This is a genomic window from Planctomycetota bacterium (genome assembly GCA_033763975.1).
GTDB lineage: Bacteria > Planctomycetota > Phycisphaerae > Phycisphaerales > UBA1924 > RI-211.
Genome location: JANRJM010000019.1, coordinates 56,589 through 75,691, shown reverse-complemented (window position 1 = coordinate 75,691; position 19,103 = coordinate 56,589). Strand labels below are relative to the sequence as shown.

The following is a 19,103-nucleotide window of genomic DNA, read 5'->3' as shown; positions in this document are numbered from 1 at the left end:
TGAGAAAAACCGCACCGAGACGAACGCCCGGACGAGCGCCGGGAACCGAGAAACACCATGCCGGACCCCACGGGAGACGTCTCCGATCCGGCAATCCGTCTACCTTCGGTGGAAACTCTAAACGAACGGCACATTTCACGCAAGGCGATTCGAGCGCAAACGACACGCGACGGGGGCGTTCGGCGGGTGCTAGGCGGTCATGCAGGGGGAAACGAGGACATCGGAGCCCTCGGCGAGGATCGGTGACGACGATTGGCGGCGGTCGAACTGACGCCGCGCCGGTGCACGGGTTGGTGAGCGGCGCTCGCGGAGGGAGACTCGCGGCTCACTCGGGGAAGCGTCGCGTGCCGGGAGGTAGGATGCGAGGACTATGGACGTGCCGCATGTTCGCCCGGGTGTCTGGCCACGTCCGATGTCGCCGGCGCGGATGGCGTCGCGGATCGTGACGGGTGACCCGACGGGTTGCCGGGTCGGGCTGCTGGGGCTGGCGGATGACCTCGGGGTGCGGCTGAACAACGGGCGGCGCGGTGCGGCGGGCGGGCCGGGGGCGTTCCGGACGGCGCTGTCGCGGTACGGCGTGGCGGAGCCGTCGGGGTGGGAATGGCCTGGCGTGTTCGACGCGGGTGATGTGGAGCCGGCGCCGGGGGAGGACGAGGATGCGCTGCGGGCGACGCACGCGCGCGTGGAGGAGGCGGCGCGGGCGCTGCTGGGCGCGGGGCTGCTGCCGGTGGGGGTTGGCGGTGGGCACGACCTGACGCTGCCGCTGGCGCGGGCGACGATCGAGCACGAGCGGCGGGCGGGGCGGACGCTGGACGAGGGCGTGTACTTTGACGCGCACCTGGATGTGCGCGAGCGCGTCGGGAGCGGGATGGCGTTTCGCAGGCTGATCAGCGAGTGTGGCGTGCGGCGGCTGTCGATCGTCGGGATGGACGCGTTCGCCAACGAGCGGGCGCACGTGGAGTGGTTCCGTGCGCACGGCGGGCGGGAGACGACGGCGGGCGATGTGCTGCCGCGGGGGGCGGCGTTCGTGAGCGTGGACATGGACGTGTTCGGCGCGGGGGAGGCGCCGGGCGTGAGCGCGATCAACCCGTGCGGGGCGGCGACGGCGGAGGTGCTGGGCGCGGTGCGGGCGCTGGGCGCGTCGGGGCGCGTGCGGTGCTTTGACATCATGGAGCTGAACCCGACCCTGGACGTTGACGGGCGCACGGCACGACTGGCGGCGCGGGTGTTCCTGGAGTTCCTGCGCGGCGTGGCGGGGTGCGCATGACGCTGGTGATTCGAAACGCGCGGGTGGTGACGTCGGCGCCGGGCGTGCAGCGGGGCGGGGCGATGGCACGGCTGGTTGATCTGCCGGGGCACGACGTGGTGGTGCGCGGCGGGGTGATCGCGGCGGTGCGACCGACCGGAACGGCGGCGGTGGGCGAAGACTCGGCGTCGGGGGCGGAGGTGATCGAGGCCGCGGGGCGGGTGCTGCTGGCGGGGTTGGTGGATTGCCACACGCACGCGAACTGGGCGGGCGACCGGTACGACGAGTGGGAGCGGACGCTGCGGGGCGAGCGGTACGAGGTGATTCTGGCGGCGGGGGGTGGGATCTTCTCGACGGTGCGCGCGGTGCGGGAGGCGTCGGTCGGGACGCTGCGCGATCTGCTCGGGGAGCGTCTGCGCGAGATGCTGGCGCTGGGCTCAACGACGATCGAGGTGAAGAGCGGGTACGGGCTGACGGGCGCGCAGGAGTTGAAGATGCTGCGCGCGGCGCACGAGGCGGCGGCCGGGTTTCCCGGGACGGTCGTGCACACGGCGTTGCTGGGGCACGCGATCGACCCGGATCGGCCGGGGTCTGTGCGCGAGACGATCGAGGAAACGCTGCCCGCGGTGCACGCGGAGTTCCCGGGCGTGGCGATCGACGCGTTCGTCGAGCGCGGGGCGTGGAGCGTGGAGGACGCGCGGCGGCTGTTTGAAACGGCGCGGTCGCTGGGGCATCCGGTGCGGCTGCACGCGGACCAGTTCACGAGCATGGGCGGGGTCGGGCTGGCGCTGGGTGTGGGGGCGGTGAGCATCGATCACCTGGAGGCGACGACGGCGGAGGATCTGGCGCGGCTGGGGGCGAGTTCGGTGATCGGCGTGGGGTTGCCGGCGTGCGCGGTGCACCTGCGTTCGGCGGGCGGGAAGGCGGCGGACCTGCGCGGGCTGATCGACGCGGGGGGCGCGGCGGCGGTGGCGACGAACCGCAACCCGGGATCGGCGCCGTGCGCGTCGCTGGCGCTCGCGGCGGGGCTGGGCGTGCGGCTGTGCGGGCTGACGCCGCGGGAGGCGATCACGGCGTGCACGGTGAATGCGGCGGCGGTGCTGGGGCTGTCGGATCGAGGGGCGATTTCGCCGGGGATGCGCGGCGACCTGGTGCTGCTGCGCGAGGGCGACCCGCGGAGCCTCACGCATTCGCTCGGGGGCGCGCCGGTGGCGATGGTGGTGTGCGCCGGGCGGGTGGTGCTTCGAACGGGCGGATGACGACGGCCCCGCCTCGCGGGCGCAGGTCCCAGCGCGCGGTGCACTCCGGGCAGGTGACGAGCCCGTCGGCGGCGTGCGGGGCGCCGTGAAGTGAATAGGCGCAGGACGCGCAGCGGGAGTCGCGGAGGAGCGCGCGTCGGGAGCGGTCGACGTGTCGTCGCACGGCGCGCACGCTCCAGGTGAGCAGGGTGAAGGCGAGGAGCACCTGGAGCGCGGCGAAGGGGGAGAAGACGAGGACGGCGACGACGACGGGGCCCAATGCGCGGGCCATCGCGAGGACGACGGCGACGTAGGCCACGGCGAGGGCGAGGGGCAGGAAGGGTTCGAAGGGCGCGAGGCGGGCGAGCGGATGCGGGGAGGGGATGTGCCATCTCCAGAGCACGGGCGCGGGGGCGTGCGCGTCGTCTGTGGAGGGGAGGCGGATCACCGGAGGGATTCGTGCCCGGCGGGCGCGGGGATGCGGCAGGCGCGACCTACCATGGGGCCCTGATGCCGAAGGTGCCGATCCTGAACGAGAGTGAGGTTGAATCGGCCTACGCGGCGGCGCAGAAGGTGGTCGAGGTGCACCGCCGCCTGTCGGAGTTTCTGGCGCACGGGCAGACGCTGGGACAGATCGACACGTGGGTGGGACGGACGCTGGAGGACCTGGCGTGCCGCTCGTGCTTCCGCGGGTACACGATCGCGGGGCACCCGCCGTTCCCGTCGCACGCGTGCCTGAGCGTGAACTCGTGCGTGGTGCATGGGACGGCGGGGTACTACCGCGAGGCGCTGAAGGCTGGGGACGTGCTGAAGGTGGATATCGGGGTGTGGTACCGCGGGTGGGTGGGCGACGCGGGGTGGACGTACGTGTTCGGAGAGCCGAGCGACCTGCTGACGCGGCTGACGCGGAGCGGGAAGGAGTCGCTGCGGCGCGGCGTGGACACGCTGCGCGCCGGGCGGGCGTACCTGGACTGGGCGGTGACGGTGCAGGACGTGGTGGAGAAGGAGTACGGGTTCAGGTGCGTGGAGAACTGGGGCGGGCACGGGATCGGGCGGAAGGAGGACGAGCGGTCGCGGCGCGGGCTGCACCTGCCGCCCCACCTGCTGAACCACCGCCCGCTGCGTCCGGACGGGTGGACGGAGGCGGGGCACCGGTGGGAGGCGGGGAACCTGGTGGCGGTGGAGCCGATGATCGGTGTGACGAGCGGGAAGACGGTGCAGCACGCGTTCGAGGGGAACCGGAAGCTGACGGACTGGCCGGTGTTCATCGAGGACGGGTCGCTGGCGGTGCACTACGAGCACGACGTGCTGATCACGGATGGCGCGCCGCGGGTGCTGACCGAGGGGTTGGAGGATGTGGCGGACGTGATCCTGCGGTAGCGGCGGGATTCGGCTAGGGGGCGTGCAGTGTCTCGGATCGACGAGGTATTCCAGGAACTGCGGGGGCAGGGGCGGCGGGCGCTGATGCCGTTCATCTGCGCGGGGTATCCGCGGCGTGGGGACACGTCGCTGCTGCTGCCGTCGCTGGAGCGGGCGGGCGTGCGGATCGCGGAGGTGGGGATTCCGTTCTCGGATCCGATCGCGGACGGCGCGGTGATCGCGGGGGCGATGCACCGGGCGATCGAGCTGGGCGCGACGCCTGGGAACATCTTCGCGGAGGTGGCGCAGATCCGCCCGTGGCTGAAGATGGCGCTGGTGGCGATGGTGAGCGTGTCGATCGTGCACCGGGCGGGCGGGATGCGCGGGTTCGTGTCGCGGGCGAAGAGCGCGGGGTTCGACGGGGTGCTGGTGCCGGACCTGCCCTTTGAGGAGTCGGAGGAGCTGCGCGGGGCGGCGGCGGACGCGGGGGTGTCGTGCCCGCTGATGATCAGCCCGAGCACGCCCTTGGCGCGCGCGGAGGCGATCGCCAAGGCGGCGACCGGGTTTGTGTACCTGCTGGCGCGGGCGGGGCTGACGGGCGAGCAGACGGCGGCGCCGGACGTGAGCGGGAAGGTCGCGCGGCTGCGCACGATGACGGACCTGCCGATCGCGGTTGGGTTCGGGATCTCGACGGCGGAGCACGTGCGTGCGGTGACGCGGCACGCGGACGCGGCGATCGTGGGGAGCGCGCTGGTGCGTCGGCTGGGGGAGATCGGCGCGAAGGGCGGGGATGTGACGGACGGGTGCGAGCGCTTCGCGGCGGAGTTGATGGCCGGGCTGGCGACGGGAGCGCTGCCGGCGGGGAAAGCCTGAGCGCGGCGGCTCGCGCCGGGTGGTGAAATCGACAGAAAACTGACTACCCCGGGGCGCATGACCCGCGAAGAATCGCGGGCCGGGGAGGGTCTCCGGGGCGTGGCGGGATGCCATGCCGTTCGCAGGGACGGAAAGGGAGCCATATGACGACGCCGCTGAACGGAAAGACGCCGACGATCGCATTCCATCGTGGGGAGGCGACGGGTCAGCAGCCGCAGCGTCGTGTGGAGGACCTGTACGGGGAGGACGTGTTCACGCTGCGGGTGATGCAGCAGCGGCTGCCGGCGGGGGTGTACAAGGCGCTGGTGCGGACGGTGGAGCACGGGGACCCGATGAACCCGTCGATCGCGGACGTGGTGGCGGCGGCGATGAAAGAGTGGGCGATGGAGCGTGGCGCGACGCACTACACGCACTGGTTCCAGCCGCTGACGGGGTTGACGGCGGAGAAGCACGACTCGTTCCTGGTGCCCGACGAGGACGGGGGCGCGATGAGCGAGTTCACGGGGTCGGCGCTGGTTCGGGGCGAGCCGGACGCGTCGAGCTTCCCGTCGGGCGGGCTGCGGGCGACGTTCGAGGCGCGCGGGTACACGGCGTGGGACTGCACGAGCCCGGTGTTCCTGAACCGCAACGGGGGCACGGTGACGCTGTGCATCCCGACGGTGTTCGTGAGCTGGACCGGCGAAGCGCTGGACAAGAAGACGCCCCTGCTGCGGTCGATGCAGGCGCTGTCGGAGCAGGCGCTGCGGATCCTGCGGATCTTCGGGACGGACGCGGGGGTGACGAACGTGATCGCGACGCTGGGGTGCGAGCAGGAGTACTTCCTGGTCGACCGGGAGCTGTACTACCGGCGCGAGGACCTGGTGACGTGCGATCGGACGCTCTTTGGGGCCAAGCCCCCGAAGCACCAGCAGCTGGAGGACCACTATTTCGGCTCGATCCCCACGCGGGTGATCGGGTTCATGAGCGAGGTGGAGCGGGAGCTGTACCGGCTGGGCGTGCCGGTGAAGACGCGTCACAACGAGGTGGCGCCGTGCCAGTTCGAGCTGGCGCCGATCTTCGAGACGGCGAACATCGCGAGCGACCACCAGATGCTGGTGATGGAGGCGCTGCGCCGGGTGGCGCCGCGGTACGGGCTGCAGTGCATCCTGCACGAGAAGCCGTTCGCGGGGATCAACGGGAGCGGGAAGCACGTGAACTGGTCGATGTCGACCAACACGGGCGTGAACCTGCTGGACCCGCGGGACGAGACGCACACGAACATGCAGTTCCTGGTGTTCCTGGTGGCGGTGATCCGCGCGGTGGACCTGCACGCGGACCTGCTGCGGGCGAGCGTGGCGAGCGCGGCGAACGACCACCGGCTGGGGGCGAACGAGGCGCCGCCGGCGATCATGTCGGTGTTCCTGGGGGACATGCTGACGGACATCATCGAGCAGCTGGAGTCGGGCTCGCCCCGCAGCACGATGAAGGGCGGGAAGATCGACATGGGCGCGCGGACGCTGCCGCAGCTTCCGCGGCACAGCGGGGACCGCAACCGCACGAGCCCGTTCGCGTTCACGGGGAACAAGTTCGAGTTCCGCGCCGTTGGTTCGTCGAGCGCGGTGGCGTGGCCGGCGACGGTGCTGAACACGATCGTGTGCGACAGCCTGGACTTCGTCGCGACGCAGCTGGAGAAGGCGCTGGGGAAGAACGCGGACGAGAAGAAGCTGCAGAGCGTGGTGCGCGAGACGCTGCAGAAGCTGGTGAAGCAGCACAAGCGGGTGCTGTTCGACGGCGACGGGTACACGGCGGAGTGGCACGCGGAGGCCGCCAAGCGCGGGCTGCCGAACTACCGCGAGTCGGTGGCGGCGCTGGAGCGGCTGGGCGAGAAGAAGAACGTCGACGTGTTCCGCAAGCACAAGGTGCTGAGCAAGGTGGAGGTGGAGAGCCGCGAGCACATCTTCCTCGAGAAGTACGTGAAGCAGGTGCTGATCGAGGCGGAGACGGCGGCGTCGATCGCGCGTACGCAGGTGCTGCCGGCGGCGCTGCGCCACCAGACGGAGCTGGGCGAGGTGGTGGCGGCGACGCAGGCGGCGGACGTGGACGCGTCGGAGGCGCGGGCGCAGCTCGAGGAGCTGTCCGAGCTGGTGATCGCGCTGCGTGGCGCGATCGCCGGGCTGGAGCGCGCGACCGACGAGCATCCCGAGGGGGTGCGGGCGCACGCGACGCACGTGCGCGACGCGGTTCGCCCGGCGCTGGCGGAGGTGCGCGAGGCGGTGGACGCGCTGGAGGCGCGCGTGCCGCGGGACCTGTGGCCCATCCCGACGTACCGCGAGATGCTCGTGATCCGGTAGGCGCGGCCCGGCTGGGCCGGGGCGAGTCCGGAGCGGGATCAGCGGTTGGACTGGTGAATGAACGCCATCTGCTCCACGTAGGGGCGGATGTGGGCGTCGTCGCTGGCGGCGAAGGCCTCGAACGGGGCGTCGACGTGCACGCGCCCGGCGTGGAGCATCACCACGCGCGGGCGCAGACGCTGGAGCAGTTGGGTGTCGTGCGTGACGATGATGCTCGTGCGGACGACGCCCGCGCGCACGCGGGCGAGGGCGGGCTGCGCGGCGTGGGTGGCGGCGATGAGGTCGTGGATCTGGGTGCTCATCTCGGGGTCGAGGCCGGCGGTGGGCTCGTCGTAGAGGAGCAGGACGGGGTCCATGATGAGGGCGCGGGCGATGGCGACGCGCTTGGCCATGCCGCCGGAAAGTTCCTCGCGGCTCTTGTCGAGCACGTCGGCGGGGTCGAGGCCGACGTCGGCGAGGGCGCGGAGGGCGAAGGGCCGGATGCGTTCGTCGCTCCAGCGTTTGATCTCGCGGGGCCAGAGGGCGAGGTTCTCGAGCACGCTGCCCGAGAGCAGGGCGTTGCGTTGGAAGACCATGGCCCAGTGCATGCGGAGGCGGTCGAGGCCTTCGTCGTCGAGCGTGGCGAGGTCGCGGAGCGGCGCGGCGCCGTTGGCGTCGGGGTCGGCCTCGTGATCGGCGACGAGGACGCGCCCGGCGTCGGGGCGGAAGTGCGCGGTGATGTGCTTGAGGAGGACGGTCTTGCCGCAGCCGGAGGCGCCGACGATGGCGACCAGATCGCCCCGGGGGATGCGGAGGTCGATGCCGCGGAGGACGCGGGTGGCGCCGAAGTCCTTGCGGAGGTCTTCGACGACGACTTCGCAGGGCGGCTCGGGCGGGGGCATCGGCGATCGTATCGCGGGCGAGGTTGTGGTCAGACGGTCTCTCGCACGGCGCGCTTGCGGATCTGGTCGGGGTGGCGGGCGTGCGTGATGGCGGTGTCGTAGGTGATCTCGCCGGCGTTGTAGAGGTCGAGGAGGGCCTGGTCGACGGTGATCATGCCGTGCTTGCGCCCGGACTGCATCTCGGTGTAGAGCTGGTGGACGGCGTTCTCGCGGATCTGGTGGCGGACGGCGCCGGTGCCGGTGAGGATCTCGCAGCAGATGACGCGTCCGCCGCCGGGCTTGGGCAGGAGTTGCTGCGCGACGACGCCCTGGATGGTGGCGGCGAGCATGAAGCGGATCTCGTTCTGGCGGCCCTCGGGGAAGGCCGAGACGAGGCGCTGGACGACGTCGGGCGCGCCGGGAGTGTGGAGGGTGGCGATGACGAGGTGCCCGGTTTCGGCGGCGGTGAGGGCGGTGTAGATGGTCTCGGCGTCGCGCATCTCGCCGATGGCGATGACGTCGGGGTCTTGTCGCAGGACGTGGCGGAGGGCGTTGGCGAAGTCGTGGACGTCGACGAGGACTTCCTGCTGGACGATGATGGACTTCTTGAAGGGGTGGACGTACTCGATGGGGTCTTCGATCGTGACGATCTTGGCGGAGCGCTCGGCGTTGATGAGGTCGAGCATGAAGTGGAGGGTGGTGGTCTTGCCGACGCCGGTGGGCCCGGTGAGGATGACCAGGCCGTGCGGCTTGCGGGCGAGGTCTTCGATGATGGCGGGCAGGCCGAGCTGCTCGCGGGCGCGGACGGCGAGCTCGCTCATGCGGATGCTGATCTCCCAGCGGCCGTTGCGCCGGTAGACGGTGAGGCGGGCGCGACCGACGGCGTGCTGAACGACGGAGATGCAGAGCTGCCAGTCGCGCTCGAGGCGGGCCTTCTGGTCCGGGGTGAGGAGGGCGAGGAGTGATTCGTCGATCCACTCCGGGGTGAGGGCGTCGCCCTTGGCGGGGACGATGTTGCCGTCGACGCGGAACATCGGCGGGAAGCCGGCGAGGATGTGGATGTCGCTGGCGTTGTGACGGCGGGCGGAGTAGAGGAGATCGCGAAGGTTCATCGACGAAGCCACCCTTTCAGACGGTTGAAGACGCCGGCCGGGGACGTCCCGACGACGGTCTTGTGCAGGTTCTGTGCGACGAGGAGGCGCGGATCGAGCTCGAGCGCGCGGCGGCAGCACTCCTCGGCCTTGCCGGTCTCGCCGAGATCGAAGAGGCACTTCGCGCGGACGGTCCAGGCGTAGGGCTCCGCGGGGGCAAGGCCGACGGCGTGCGAGGCGAACTCCAGGGCGGCGGCGGGCTTGTGGTGGTAGAGGTAGATCCGCGCGATGACGATGCGGTCGAACCAGTCGGCGGCGGGCTCGGCGATGCACTTGTCGAAGCAGTCGCGGGCGCGGGGCTGCCCCTGGGCGAGGAGCGTCTCGCCCCGCGATGCCCAGCGGAACGGGCCGGAGCCGGCCGCCTGCACGGAGGCGTCGCTGCAGATCTGCGCGGCGCGGGTATCGCCGACGCGCAGGCAGGCCTGGGCCTTGGCGGCGAGGAGGTCGCCGTTGGAGCGGAAGGCCTCGAGGGCCTTGTCGCTCCAGAGGCGCGCCTCGCCGTACTCGCCGAGTTCGACGAGCATCTGCACCTGCCCCACCCACGCGACGATGCGCGAGCGGTCTTCGCGCAGGGCGCGCGTGTAGAGCTGGAGGGCGGACTCGAACTCGCCCCGCCGGTTGGCGCGGGTTGCCTGGGCGAGGAAATGGTCGGCGGAGCGTGTGAGCGTCCCCTCCTGCGACTTGTCGGTCGTGTGGAGCGGCGCCTCGCTGGGCGGCTCTTCACGGCTGCCGAACTCGAGCCGGCTGAATCGGCCGTTCATGGGCGGGGCTCCTCGGGGTGGCGGGCCTGGGCGGGCGGGTGGTCGATCGAGCCGAAGCGGGACAGCGGGCCCGACCGCCAGAGGACTTTGCCCGTGATGTCGGCCTCGCGGACGACACAGGCCTTGATGTAGAGGTCGCGGGCGTTGGCGGGCAACTGCCCCTGGAAGTTGAACAGGGACGGGACGATGAAGTACTCGTCGTCGCCGAGCGAAATGCCGAAGGTGGGGAACCTGTACGGCGCGCGGAGGGGGGACGCGGACGCGGCGAGCGGGGCGCCGTTCACGAGGAGCGTCGAGTCTGCGCCGGAGACGGCGTCGCCCGGCCCGGCGACGATGCGGTCGACGCCTACCCCACCCCGGATGTACGCGCCGGGCACGGAGATCGCGTGGATGTCGTAGACGACGAGGTCGCCGGGGCGGAAGGAGTCGGGGCGATTCCAGCGCCCGGTGTGGATGACGGTGTCGCCGTTGCGGAGCACTTCGGTGGTGCCGATGCCGCTGAGCGAGAAGGGGCGGGCGACGCCGTGGAAGAGCCAGCGTGCGGGGAGGTAGATCGCGGCGTTGAGCAGGGCGTACATGCACAGGCCGACGAGGGCGCGGGTGAGGATCGGCTGGGTGCTGAGCACGCGGGCGAGGAGCAGGCTGATGACGAAGCTGTGCCACCCGACGAGGATGAAGTACATGAACCAGCCGTCGGCGACGCCGTTGAGGAGGAGGGTGGTCACGATGAGGGCGAGCCAGATGGCGATGGCGACGCGTCCGAACCAGCGGTAGCCGAGATAGCAGTGCCCCCACCCCGGGATGACGGAGCGCAGGAGGGCGGGGCGGTTGAGTTCCTGCGGGAAGATCGAACTCGAGCGGCGGGCGATGTCGGCGAAGGTCTGGCCAAGGGAGATGCGTGCGCGAATCGCGGCGTGGCGGACGGCCAGGGGCATGACGGCATCGGCGGCGCGGGGCGGGTCGATGGCGAGGGACGAGAAATCGAGGAGGCTCTGGCAGCGGGCGCACGAGCGCATGCCGGGGACGTTCTGGAAGTTGCAGTTCGGGCACTCCACGGGCGTCGTCCCTGCCTATTTCGTGCGGCCGTGCACCTGCTGGGGCGTGGTGATGCGGACGCTGCCGGGGGCGTAGTACTCGCTGGTCTTTTCGCGGGAGACCTCGCGGCCGACGATCTGGGCGAGCATGTCGGAGAGGCGCATGCACTCCTCGCCGCTGACGCCGGAGACCTTGACGGTGAGCTTGCCGGAGGTATCGATGCGGATGTCGAATTGTGGCGCGGACATGGGGTCTCCTCAGTGTCCCTGGCGGACGCGGATCTGGATGGACTGGTCCTTGTCGACGTGCTCGTCGACGACGGCGTAGTTGCGCTTCTTGAGCTCGGTGATGAGCTTGTGGTAGGCGAACTGCTGGACGACGCGCCCGGCGACTTCCTGGCCGATGCGTTCGAGCTGGGCCTTGGAGACCTTCTCGCCCTGGACGCAGAGCTTGAGCGAGCCGTCGTGGTCGCGCTCGAAGATGATCTCGATGTCGCCCTGGCGGATGACGATGCGCTCCTCGCCGAACTCGTCCTGGAGGACCTCGCTGTCGGGGATCTCGGCGTGGACCTTGCGCTTGACGGGCGTGTCGCGCTCGGGCACGGTGTTCTCGGGCACGACGACGGTGAAGCCCATGGAGGCGGCGACGCCGGCGACGGCGGCGGTGATCGAGGGCCAGGCGCCGACGACGATGGGGGTAAGGACGCAGACGCTGCTCATGGGTTCTTCCTTGTGGGGGGCCGGCGTTCAGCCGATCTCGAGCTTGCGCCCGCCCGCGCGGGCCGGCTCGACTTCGGCGGGGGTGGAGGCGGCGCGGGCGCGCCCGTCGGCCCAGGCGCGGAGGGATTCGATGCGCTCGCTCATGGTGCGCGAGAGCGGGACGGTCTGGGTGATGTTGCGGAGGATGTCGTCGGTGGTGAGGTCGCGCCCGAGGTAGAACGCGTCGTAGAGGGCGCTGATGACGGCCTGCTCGATCTCGGCGCCGCTGAAGCCCGCGGCGGCGGCGGCGAGGCGGTCGGTGTCGATGGCGGCGGCGTTGCGCTTGCGCTTGGCGATGTGGATCTCGAAGACGCGCCGGCGCTCTTCGTGCGTGGGCAGGTCGACGAAGAAGATCTCGTCGAGGCGGCCCTTGCGGAGGAGTTCGGGCGGGAGGTGCGAGATGTCGTTGGCGGTGGCGAGCACGAAGACGGGCTTGCTCTTCTCGCTGAGCCAGGTGAGGAAGGTGCTCATGACGCGGGCGGTGGTGCCGCCGTCGGCCCCGGCCGAGCCGCTGGAGCCGGCGAAGGCCTTGTCGATCTCGTCGATCCACATGATGGCGGGGGCGATGCTCTCGGCGACGGCGATGGCGCGCCGGATGTTCTGCTCGGAGCTGCCCACGAGGCTGGCGAACATGCGTCCCATGTCGAAGCGGAGGAGGGGCATGTTCCACTCGCGGCTGACGGCCTTGGCGCAGAGGCTCTTGCCGCAGCCCTGCACGCCGACGAGGAGCACGCCCTTGGGCGCGGGGAGGCCGAACTTCTGGGCCTGGTCGGTGAAGGCCATGGCGCGGCGCTTGAGCCAGTCCTTGAGTTGATCGAGTCCTCCGACGTCGTCGAGGGCGTCGGAGGCCTCGTAGTACTCGAGCAGGCCGCTCTTGCGGATGATCTGCTGCTTCTCGGCGAAGACGGTGGAGACGTCCTCGCCGTTGAGGGTGCCGTCGTTCACGAGGGTCTTGGCGAAGACGTTCTCGGCCTCTTGCAGCGTGAGCCCGCCGGCGGCGCGGACGAGCGCCTCGCGCCCCTTTGGGCTGAGGTCGACGGTGATCGACGCGTGCTGGGAGACATCCTTGATGATGCGGTCCAGGAGGGCGTCGATGTCGGCGGGCGTGGGGAGCGAGAAGTCGACCACGCAGACGTCCTTTTGCAACTCGGGGGCCAGTTCGAGGAGGGGCGAGCAGATGACGAGCGTCTTGTAGCTGTCGGCGAGGGCGCGGGCGACCTCGCGGACCTTGCGGATGATGGGGCGGTTGCAGGCGATCTCGGGCCTCAAGAAGGCGTTGAGGTCGTTGAACAGGTAGATCGCGGGTTCCTTGTGCTGGATGACGACGTCGAGGGCTTCGATCGGGTCGGTGACGGAGCGCTTCTTGCCGGCCGCCTGGCCCGGCGTGGCGCTGGCCTCGCGGATGCCCTCGGTGATCGACCAGACGTGCAGTTGCTTGTTGCGCCGGGCGGCGATGGCCTGCAGGTGCTGCTCGACGCGGGCTTCTTCCCAGCTCACGATGTAGAGCACGGGGTAGCGCGCGCGGACGAGCAGTTCGATGGAATCGCCCGCGGCGGAGGCGGTCGACGGGGTGGCGGGCGCGGGCGGGGCGGCGGTGATGCGGGGCTCGGGGCGCGCCGGGCGGGAGTCGGGCGCCGGGCTCGGCGCGCTCGACGCGGGGCTGCTCTTGGGGGCGGCCAGGCCGTTGCCGGGAGTTGCGGTCATGCGTGGGTTGCCTTTCGTGCGAGGATGTCCGCGCGCCGGGACAACTCGGGGTCCTGGGGCGCGAGCGCGGCGGCGATGGGGACGAAGTCGGGCGGCATGTCGTGCAGGTATACCCGCCCGTCGGGCGCGAGGCGGATGGTGATCACCAGGTCTTTCCCGCTCGGGTCGGCGCAGAGCATCGGCCGGATCGTGTCGGAGGGCGCGGTGCTCAAGCGCAGGCTCCCCGGCGTGCGGAGACGCCGAGCTGCACCATCACGCCGCGGGCCGCGGCGCGGTCGGCGCGGTCGAGCGTGCGTGCGAGTTCCGGGCTGCGGCGGCTCGTCGCGGCCCGCCACGCGGGGACGTACCCCTCCATGACGTGGAACGGAACGTCGGGCAGGTGGGCGTCCATCCACGCGGCGACGGGCCTGAAGCAGCATTCGAGGTGCCCGGGCATGAGCAGGTGCCGGACGATGAGGCGGGCGCCGCTCTCGCGCTGGCGTGCGGCGTGGAGGAGATTGCGAGTTACGACTTCCACGTAGCGGTCCACGGTCGCGATGCGCGAGGCGCAGGCGTCGTTGCCGAACTTGAAGTCGGCGAGGTAGATGTCGACGACGCCCTCGAGCAGATCGAGGACCGGGGGCGTCATGTAGAAGTTGGAGTTCAGGATGAGGGGCAGGTGGCGCGGGGCCGCGGCGGCGAGTTCGAGGATGGTGTGCAGGTGGATGCTGGGCTCGCCGCCGAGGAGGTTGATGGTGGTAGCCCCGGCGTCGACCTGGCGGAGGCACTCGTTGGCGAGCGTGCCGGGGTGCACGAGTTCGCCCCGCAGGGGGTCGAAGCACGTGGGAGCCTGCACGCAGAACTCGCAGCGGAAGTTGCAGCCGGCGAGGTAGACCATGTAGCTGGGGATGAGGTCGATCTCTTCGGCGTAGCTGAGGTGGCGCTTGAAGCAGCGGGAGGAGGCGCCCAGGCCGCACGGAGCGGGCTCGCCGGCGATGCGGTCGACGGCGCAGCGGCGCTCGCAGAGTTCGCAGCGTCGGAGCATGTCGGTGGCGTCGCGAGCGCGGGCCAGCAGGTGATCGGTCGTCGGTCGCACGAATGCCTCCAGAGGCGGAATCGTGTACCGGGTGCGGCGGGCCGCGGTTGCGGCGGGTTGCACGGGGAGTGGCACCCGCGGGCCGGGCGGTGGTCGGGCGGCGGAGGCCATCGCCCCGCGGGCGGAGGGGGAATGGGCCCGGCAGGATTCGAACCTGCGCACTACGGATTATGAGTCCGCTGCTCTACCGCTGAGCTACGGGCCCCTGGGGGGAAGGGTATTCGGATCCGGGGAGATTGCCGGGGCGGGCGACCCAGACCCACAGGATCCACGCGGCGAGGACGATCATTCCGGGGATGAACGGGGCGGCGACGCGGTCGACGGGCGTGACGACGACGAGGGCGGCGCCGGCGAGGTTGATCGCGATGATCGAGGCGAGCGCGAGCACGGGCCACGCGCGGCGTCGCCAGGCGCCGACGGCGGCGGCGACGCAGAGCAGGGCGAGGACGGGGCGGAGGAGCTGGTTGCCCCGGAAAAGGCGTTCGAACCAGGGCGCGAATGTCGGGGAGGTGCTCTCGGGGAGGGGGGCTTCGTGCCGTCGCACCAGCGGTTCCAGGGCGGCCCATTCCTGCTCGTAGACGTGATCGACGAGCGTGCCAACCTGAACCGTCGTGGGGTGCCCCTGGCTCAGACGCCGCAGCGGACGCGACATCCACTCGATCGACGGGGCGCTGGGGTGCTCGGGGTAGATCCAGGTCCCGGTCAGGCTGAGCATCGCGACGGCGCGCGCGCGCCAGACGGCCTCGGGCGCTCGCGCGGCCGACTCTTCGACCATCAGGGCGGTCGTGCGTTCGGCCCAGGCGGAGCGCTCGCGCAGTTCGCGGTCGGTGAGGCTCGCGGGGTCGGCGGGCTCGGGGCGTTCGCGGATGAGGGGCGGGATGTCCGGCTCGGTGGCGTCGAGCACGCCGTAGACGGCGCCGTAGTCGGACAGCAAGTGGGCGGCTCTTCGTGAAGAGAGGACGTCGTAGGTGGAGGGCGATACGGCGCGAGTCTGGTTGAGGTCGAGGGTGCCGTTGGACCAGGCGTTGAGGGCCTTGTTGAGGTTGACCTTGGGGAGGGTCATGCCCGGGCGGTCGAAGCGATCGGCGTGGATGACGTACCAGTGCCCGACGCAGGCGAGCGCGACGAGGAGGGCGGCGAGGGCGGGAAGGATCCGCCGCGAGGGGCGACCGGGCCACCCCGGAAGAAGGAGGATCGCCAGGGGCACGATCGCGAGGAGGGTCTGGAAGTTCTCTCGCAGAAGGGCGCCCAGGCCGGCGAGGGCGCCGAGGGCGAGGGCGGCGAGCATCGGCCTGGTGGTCGATCTGGACAGCAGGTACGCGAGTGCGGCGACGACGCAGGCGCCGAAGGTCTCGCGGAGGAGATAGGTCTCAAGAGTGATGAGGATGGGGTTCAGGCCGCAGGCCAGCGCGCCGAGCAGCGCGGGCGTCTGTGCGGTGAGGCGTCGGAGCGTGGCGTAGACGAGGGCGGGGCAGAGGAGGCCACCGGCGAGGACGAGCATGACGCGCGCCCAGGTGATGGGGTCGGCGCCGATGGCGACGGGCGCCGCGAGGACGATGGAGAAGAGCGGGGCCTTGAAGGGGGAAAGCCCGGAGAAGGACCCGTCGCGGGCGAAGCGAGCCGCGCCGACGAGGTAGTCGACGGCGTCGCCGGTCAGGATGAACCGCGTGCTGAGGGCGGCCCAGAGGTGGACGCCGAGCACGAGGCACGCGACGAGCGCGTGCCACTTCCAGGGTCGAGGCGCGAGCCAGGAGACGACGCACGAGCCGACCGCGAACGCGCCCGCAGCGCCGGCGGCGGCGGCGCACGCGGCCAGGGCACCAACAGCGTGCGCCCACCACGGGATCTCGGTTGAGACGCCGATCTGGGCGACGACGCCCGGCCCGGGATCCATGGGCGCGGCTTCGGCGTCGGGCGCGTCGGGTGGCGACGCGCTGCCCCCGCGGGACGTGACCACCGCGCCGAAGAGACGCACGGTGAGGCGCACGTCGCGGATGCTCTGGTGCGAGAGAGGTGACGGTCCGCGGACGCGGATGGACTCGATGGTGTAGGCGGGGAGGCGCTGGCGGACGTCGACCGTGCCGCTGCTGGCATCGGGCGAGGCGACGGTGACGACGCGGCGCTGCGTGGAGGAGGAGCGGAGGTCGACGGTCTGGCGAGCGCCCTCGTACTCGATCTCGACACGTCCGCCCTTGGCGGAGGCCAGCAGGTGGACCTCAAGCCCCCCGGCGGGCACGTGGGTCAGGACGCTGCCGCCGGAGGCGCCGAGGTAGATCAGGCCGGGCCCGTCGGCGGCGTCGAGCCACCGGGCGTTGTCCGAGGCGATCGCCTGATCCGCGCGCGGCAGCGGGACGGGCGGGGCGGAGCTGTTGGGCACGTGCATGGCGAGCAGCCAGATCTCGACCGGCTCGCCGGACGCCTGGGTCTGGGGCGGCACGCGGAGCGAGAAGGTGGCGCTGGTGTCGAGGTGAGAGACGCCTTCGAGCCACACGCCGTTGTACGGAGCGCCGTCGTCGGATCGCCACTCGAGCGCGCAGCGTCGGTTGCCGGGAAACTCGTCGATCCGCAGGGAGATGTCCCGGCGGATGCAGGCGGGGGCGGCGAGAACCCAGAGGATGACGCCGGCGGCGAGCACGCCCGCGGCACGCCACGTCCATGGATTGGCACGCCAGGGGCGGCGATGATCCATCGTGCTGGTTCCAGCCGGGCGTACCCGGCGCGGGCGGGGTGATCTACGGCGCGAACATCGCGTCCACGAATGCCTCCGGGTCGAACGGCTCGACATCCTCCGGCATTTCACCCGTGCCGATGTACTTTACCGGAATGTTCACCGCGTCGCGAATGGCGATGACGATGCCGCCCTTCGCGGTGCCGTCGAGCTTGCTCAGGAAGATCCCGGTAACGCCGGCGGCCCTGGAGAACTCCTCGGCCTGGCGCAGCGCGTTCTGCCCGCTGGTGGCGTCGAGGACGAGCAGGACCTCGTGGGGCGCGCCGGGGACCTGCTTGCCGATGACGCCGACGAGCTTGGCAAGCTGGCGCATGAGCGGGTCCTGGGTTTGCAGGCGCCCGGCGGTGTCGAGGATCAGGACGTCGACGCCGCGCGACTTGGCGGCGGCGCAGGCATCGAAGGCGACGGCGGCGGGATCGCCGCCCTGCAGGCCCTTGATGACGGGGACGCCCAGGCGCTGGGCCCAGATCTCGAGCTGGGCAACGGCGCCGGCGCGGAAGGTGTCGCAGGCCCCCACCATGACGCTGCGCCCCTGGGCCTTGAGGGCCGAGGCGAGCTTGGCGATGGAGGTGGTCTTGCCCACGCCGTTCACACCGGTGACGAGGATGACGGTGGGACGATCAGGGGAGAATCGCAGCGAGCGGTCGGCGGCGGGCCACAACGCCTTGAGTTCTCGCTTGAGATAGTCGAGCACCTCGTCGCCGGTCTTGATCCGACCCGCGTGGAAGTCGTCGCGGATCGTGGTGACGAGGCGGGCGGTGGTCTTGGGGCCGACATCGGCCTGCAAGAGGCGGGTTTCGAGTTCGGTGATGAGCGCTTCGTCGAGGCGGCGCCCCGTGAGAAGATTGCGGAGCCCCTGCACGCCCGTGACGAGCGCCTCGCGTGTCTTCTCCAGGCCCTTCTTGAGCGAGCCGACGATGGACTTGAAGAACCCCACTCAGCGCGCCTCCGCGGGGCCGGACAGGCGCTTCAGCACGCGGTCGAGGAGCGCGTTGACGAACGACGGGGATTTCTCGGTGCTGTAGTGGCGCGCGAGCTCGACGGCCTCGTTCACGACGACCGCGCCGGGTGTCTGGCCCAGCGTGAGTTCGTGGTGCGCGAGGCGGAGGATCGCACGGTCGACGGCGGGCTGGCGGTGCGTGGGCCAGTCGGGGGCGAGTTGGACGAACTCGGCGTCGGCCGCGGCGCGCGCGTCGTAGGAGCCGCGGACCATCGCGAGCACCCGCTCGTGGAGCACCGGGCCGAGTCCTTCCACGCGGGCGAGGCGCTGCTCGAGGGCGTCGGGGGGCGTGGCGCCGGCGTCGATCTCGAAGAGGAGCTGGAAGGCGAGCCGGCGGGCGGCGATGTTGAACGCGCGATCTCGCTCGACGGGGCTGAGGGCTTCGACGATCGCGAGGCCGGCGCTGTCGGCCGTGCCCGGGAGTTGGAGCAGGGCGTCGAAGCCGGCGATGCGGGCGGGGTCCGGCTGGGTCACCGGCGCCTCCGCGACTTGTCGGGGCGCGCGGGCGAGGCGGGCGCCGCCTCGCCGCTGGCCAGCGCGCGCAGCGTGCGCATGGTGTCGAGGAGCGCCTCCATGGATTCGGCGCCCTTGTTGCCCAGGCGTCCGCCCGCGCGGGCGCGGGCCTGCGCGGCGGTGTTGACGGTGAGCACGCCCAGCGAGACGGGCACGCCCGTGCGGAGCATGATGTCCAGCAGCGCGCCGGTGACGGCGTCGGCCAGCACGCGGTCGTGGATCGTCTCGCCCTTGATGATGCAGCCCAGGGCCAGCACGCCCTCGGTGTGCTCGAGCGAGGCGGCGGCGAGGCAGAGCACGGGGATCTCAAAGGCGCCCGGCGCCTCGACGACGCGCAGCGCCCAGCGATCATCAGCGCGGGCGTCGAAGGCGGCCCGTGCGCCGTCGAGCAGGCGATCGGTCACCGCCGCGTTGTAGCGGCTGACCACGACCACGACCTCCGGAACTTGCGGCACGCGTTTCGCCATGCGAG

19 protein-coding genes and 1 tRNA gene are annotated in these 19,103 nt (G+C 71.3%); 5 read left to right on the top strand and 15 right to left on the bottom strand.

From position 1 onward, the window contains the following. Positions 1-427: 427 nt before the first annotated feature. Together SFY69_13815 and hutI are read left to right on the top strand one after the other, a co-directional pair. Entirely contained in the window at positions 428-1,267 is an 840-nt protein-coding gene (locus SFY69_13815) for an arginase family protein (protein ID MDX2133117.1), read from the top strand. Continuing rightward, positions 1,264-2,505 (top strand): imidazolonepropionase, encoded by a 1,242-nt coding sequence (gene hutI / locus SFY69_13810; protein ID MDX2133116.1) that lies wholly within the window; start codon positions 1,264-1,266, stop codon positions 2,503-2,505. The genes SFY69_13815 and hutI overlap by 4 nt, the downstream gene beginning before the upstream one ends. On the opposite strand, the gene SFY69_13805 is transcribed toward hutI, so the two are convergent. Continuing rightward, the gene (locus SFY69_13805; protein ID MDX2133115.1) at positions 2,429-2,932 is read right to left on the bottom strand and encodes a hypothetical protein; all 504 of its coding nucleotides are present in this window, start codon (positions 2,930-2,932) and stop codon (positions 2,429-2,431) included. The two genes, hutI and SFY69_13805, sit on opposite strands and share 77 nt — an antisense overlap. A 62-nt stretch (positions 2,933-2,994) precedes the next feature. On the opposite strand from SFY69_13805, the gene SFY69_13800 reads away from it, so the two are divergent. The 3 genes from SFY69_13800 to SFY69_13790 all read left to right on the top strand — a co-directional run bounded on the left by SFY69_13800 (position 2,995) and on the right by SFY69_13790 (position 7,046). Continuing rightward, positions 2,995-3,864: a M24 family metallopeptidase gene (locus SFY69_13800; protein MDX2133114.1), complete on the top strand. Its 870-nt coding sequence runs from the start codon at positions 2,995-2,997 to the stop codon at positions 3,862-3,864. A gap of 27 nt (positions 3,865-3,891) precedes the next feature. Next, positions 3,892-4,716 carry a tryptophan synthase subunit alpha gene (gene trpA / locus SFY69_13795; GenBank protein ID MDX2133113.1) on the top strand — a complete coding sequence of 275 codons (825 nt, stop codon included), beginning with the start codon at positions 3,892-3,894 and terminating at the stop codon, positions 4,714-4,716. 143 nt (positions 4,717-4,859) lie between these two features. Continuing rightward, positions 4,860-7,046, top strand: coding sequence for a glutamine synthetase III (locus SFY69_13790; protein MDX2133112.1), 2,187 nt, complete (start codon positions 4,860-4,862; stop codon positions 7,044-7,046). Positions 7,047-7,084: 38 nt separating this feature from the next. Here the strand turns inward: SFY69_13790 and SFY69_13785 are convergent, their stop codons facing one another. The 14 genes from SFY69_13785 to ribH all read right to left on the bottom strand — a co-directional run bounded on the left by SFY69_13785 (position 7,085) and on the right by ribH (position 19,098). Further along, positions 7,085-7,927 carry an ATP-binding cassette domain-containing protein gene (locus tag SFY69_13785; GenBank protein MDX2133111.1) on the bottom strand — a complete coding sequence of 281 codons (843 nt, stop codon included), beginning with the start codon at positions 7,925-7,927 and terminating at the stop codon, positions 7,085-7,087. Between the two features lie 29 nt (positions 7,928-7,956). After that, positions 7,957-9,018: a PilT/PilU family type 4a pilus ATPase gene (locus SFY69_13780; GenBank protein ID MDX2133110.1), complete on the bottom strand. Its 1,062-nt coding sequence runs from the start codon at positions 9,016-9,018 to the stop codon at positions 7,957-7,959. Beyond that, positions 9,015-9,818, bottom strand: coding sequence for a tetratricopeptide repeat protein (locus tag SFY69_13775; protein ID MDX2133109.1), 804 nt, complete (start codon positions 9,816-9,818; stop codon positions 9,015-9,017). The genes SFY69_13780 and SFY69_13775 overlap by 4 nt, the downstream gene beginning before the upstream one ends. Continuing rightward, complete coding sequence (locus tag SFY69_13770; GenBank protein ID MDX2133108.1) at positions 9,815-10,873, bottom strand: hypothetical protein; 1,059 nt, start codon at positions 10,871-10,873, stop codon at positions 9,815-9,817. The genes SFY69_13775 and SFY69_13770 overlap by 4 nt, the downstream gene beginning before the upstream one ends. A 15-nt stretch (positions 10,874-10,888) precedes the next feature. Beyond that, complete coding sequence (locus SFY69_13765; protein ID MDX2133107.1) at positions 10,889-11,101, bottom strand: DUF2997 domain-containing protein; 213 nt, start codon at positions 11,099-11,101, stop codon at positions 10,889-10,891. Positions 11,102-11,110: 9 nt separating this feature from the next. After that, positions 11,111-11,572, bottom strand: a complete 462-nt coding sequence (locus SFY69_13760; GenBank protein ID MDX2133106.1) for a DUF1257 domain-containing protein — start codon at positions 11,570-11,572, stop codon at positions 11,111-11,113. 27 nt (positions 11,573-11,599) lie between these two features. Beyond that, positions 11,600-13,315 (bottom strand): AAA family ATPase, encoded by a 1,716-nt coding sequence (locus SFY69_13755; GenBank protein ID MDX2133105.1) that lies wholly within the window; start codon positions 13,313-13,315, stop codon positions 11,600-11,602. Next, positions 13,312-13,527: a hypothetical protein gene (locus SFY69_13750; GenBank protein MDX2133104.1), complete on the bottom strand. Its 216-nt coding sequence runs from the start codon at positions 13,525-13,527 to the stop codon at positions 13,312-13,314. Before SFY69_13750 ends, SFY69_13755 begins: the two co-directional genes overlap by 4 nt. Continuing rightward, the gene (locus SFY69_13745) at positions 13,524-14,390 is read right to left on the bottom strand and encodes a radical SAM protein (protein ID MDX2133103.1); all 867 of its coding nucleotides are present in this window, start codon (positions 14,388-14,390) and stop codon (positions 13,524-13,526) included. Before SFY69_13745 ends, SFY69_13750 begins: the two co-directional genes overlap by 4 nt. Before the next feature lie 133 nt (positions 14,391-14,523). Beyond that, positions 14,524-14,595, bottom strand: a tRNA-Ile gene (locus SFY69_13740). Beyond that, the gene (locus SFY69_13735) at positions 14,575-17,079 is read right to left on the bottom strand and encodes a glycosyltransferase family 39 protein (protein MDX2133102.1); all 2,505 of its coding nucleotides are present in this window, start codon (positions 17,077-17,079) and stop codon (positions 14,575-14,577) included. Before SFY69_13735 ends, SFY69_13740 begins: the two co-directional genes overlap by 21 nt. Positions 17,080-17,122: 43 nt before the next feature. Beyond that, entirely contained in the window at positions 17,123-18,055 is a 933-nt protein-coding gene (ftsY, locus tag SFY69_13730; GenBank protein MDX2133101.1) for a signal recognition particle-docking protein FtsY, read from the bottom strand. Next, complete coding sequence (gene nusB, locus SFY69_13725; protein ID MDX2133100.1) at positions 18,056-18,592, bottom strand: transcription antitermination factor NusB; 537 nt, start codon at positions 18,590-18,592, stop codon at positions 18,056-18,058. Further along, positions 18,589-19,098 carry a 6,7-dimethyl-8-ribityllumazine synthase gene (gene ribH, locus SFY69_13720; GenBank protein MDX2133099.1) on the bottom strand — a complete coding sequence of 170 codons (510 nt, stop codon included), beginning with the start codon at positions 19,096-19,098 and terminating at the stop codon, positions 18,589-18,591. The genes nusB and ribH overlap by 4 nt, the downstream gene beginning before the upstream one ends. Between the last annotated feature and the right edge of the window lie 5 nt (positions 19,099-19,103).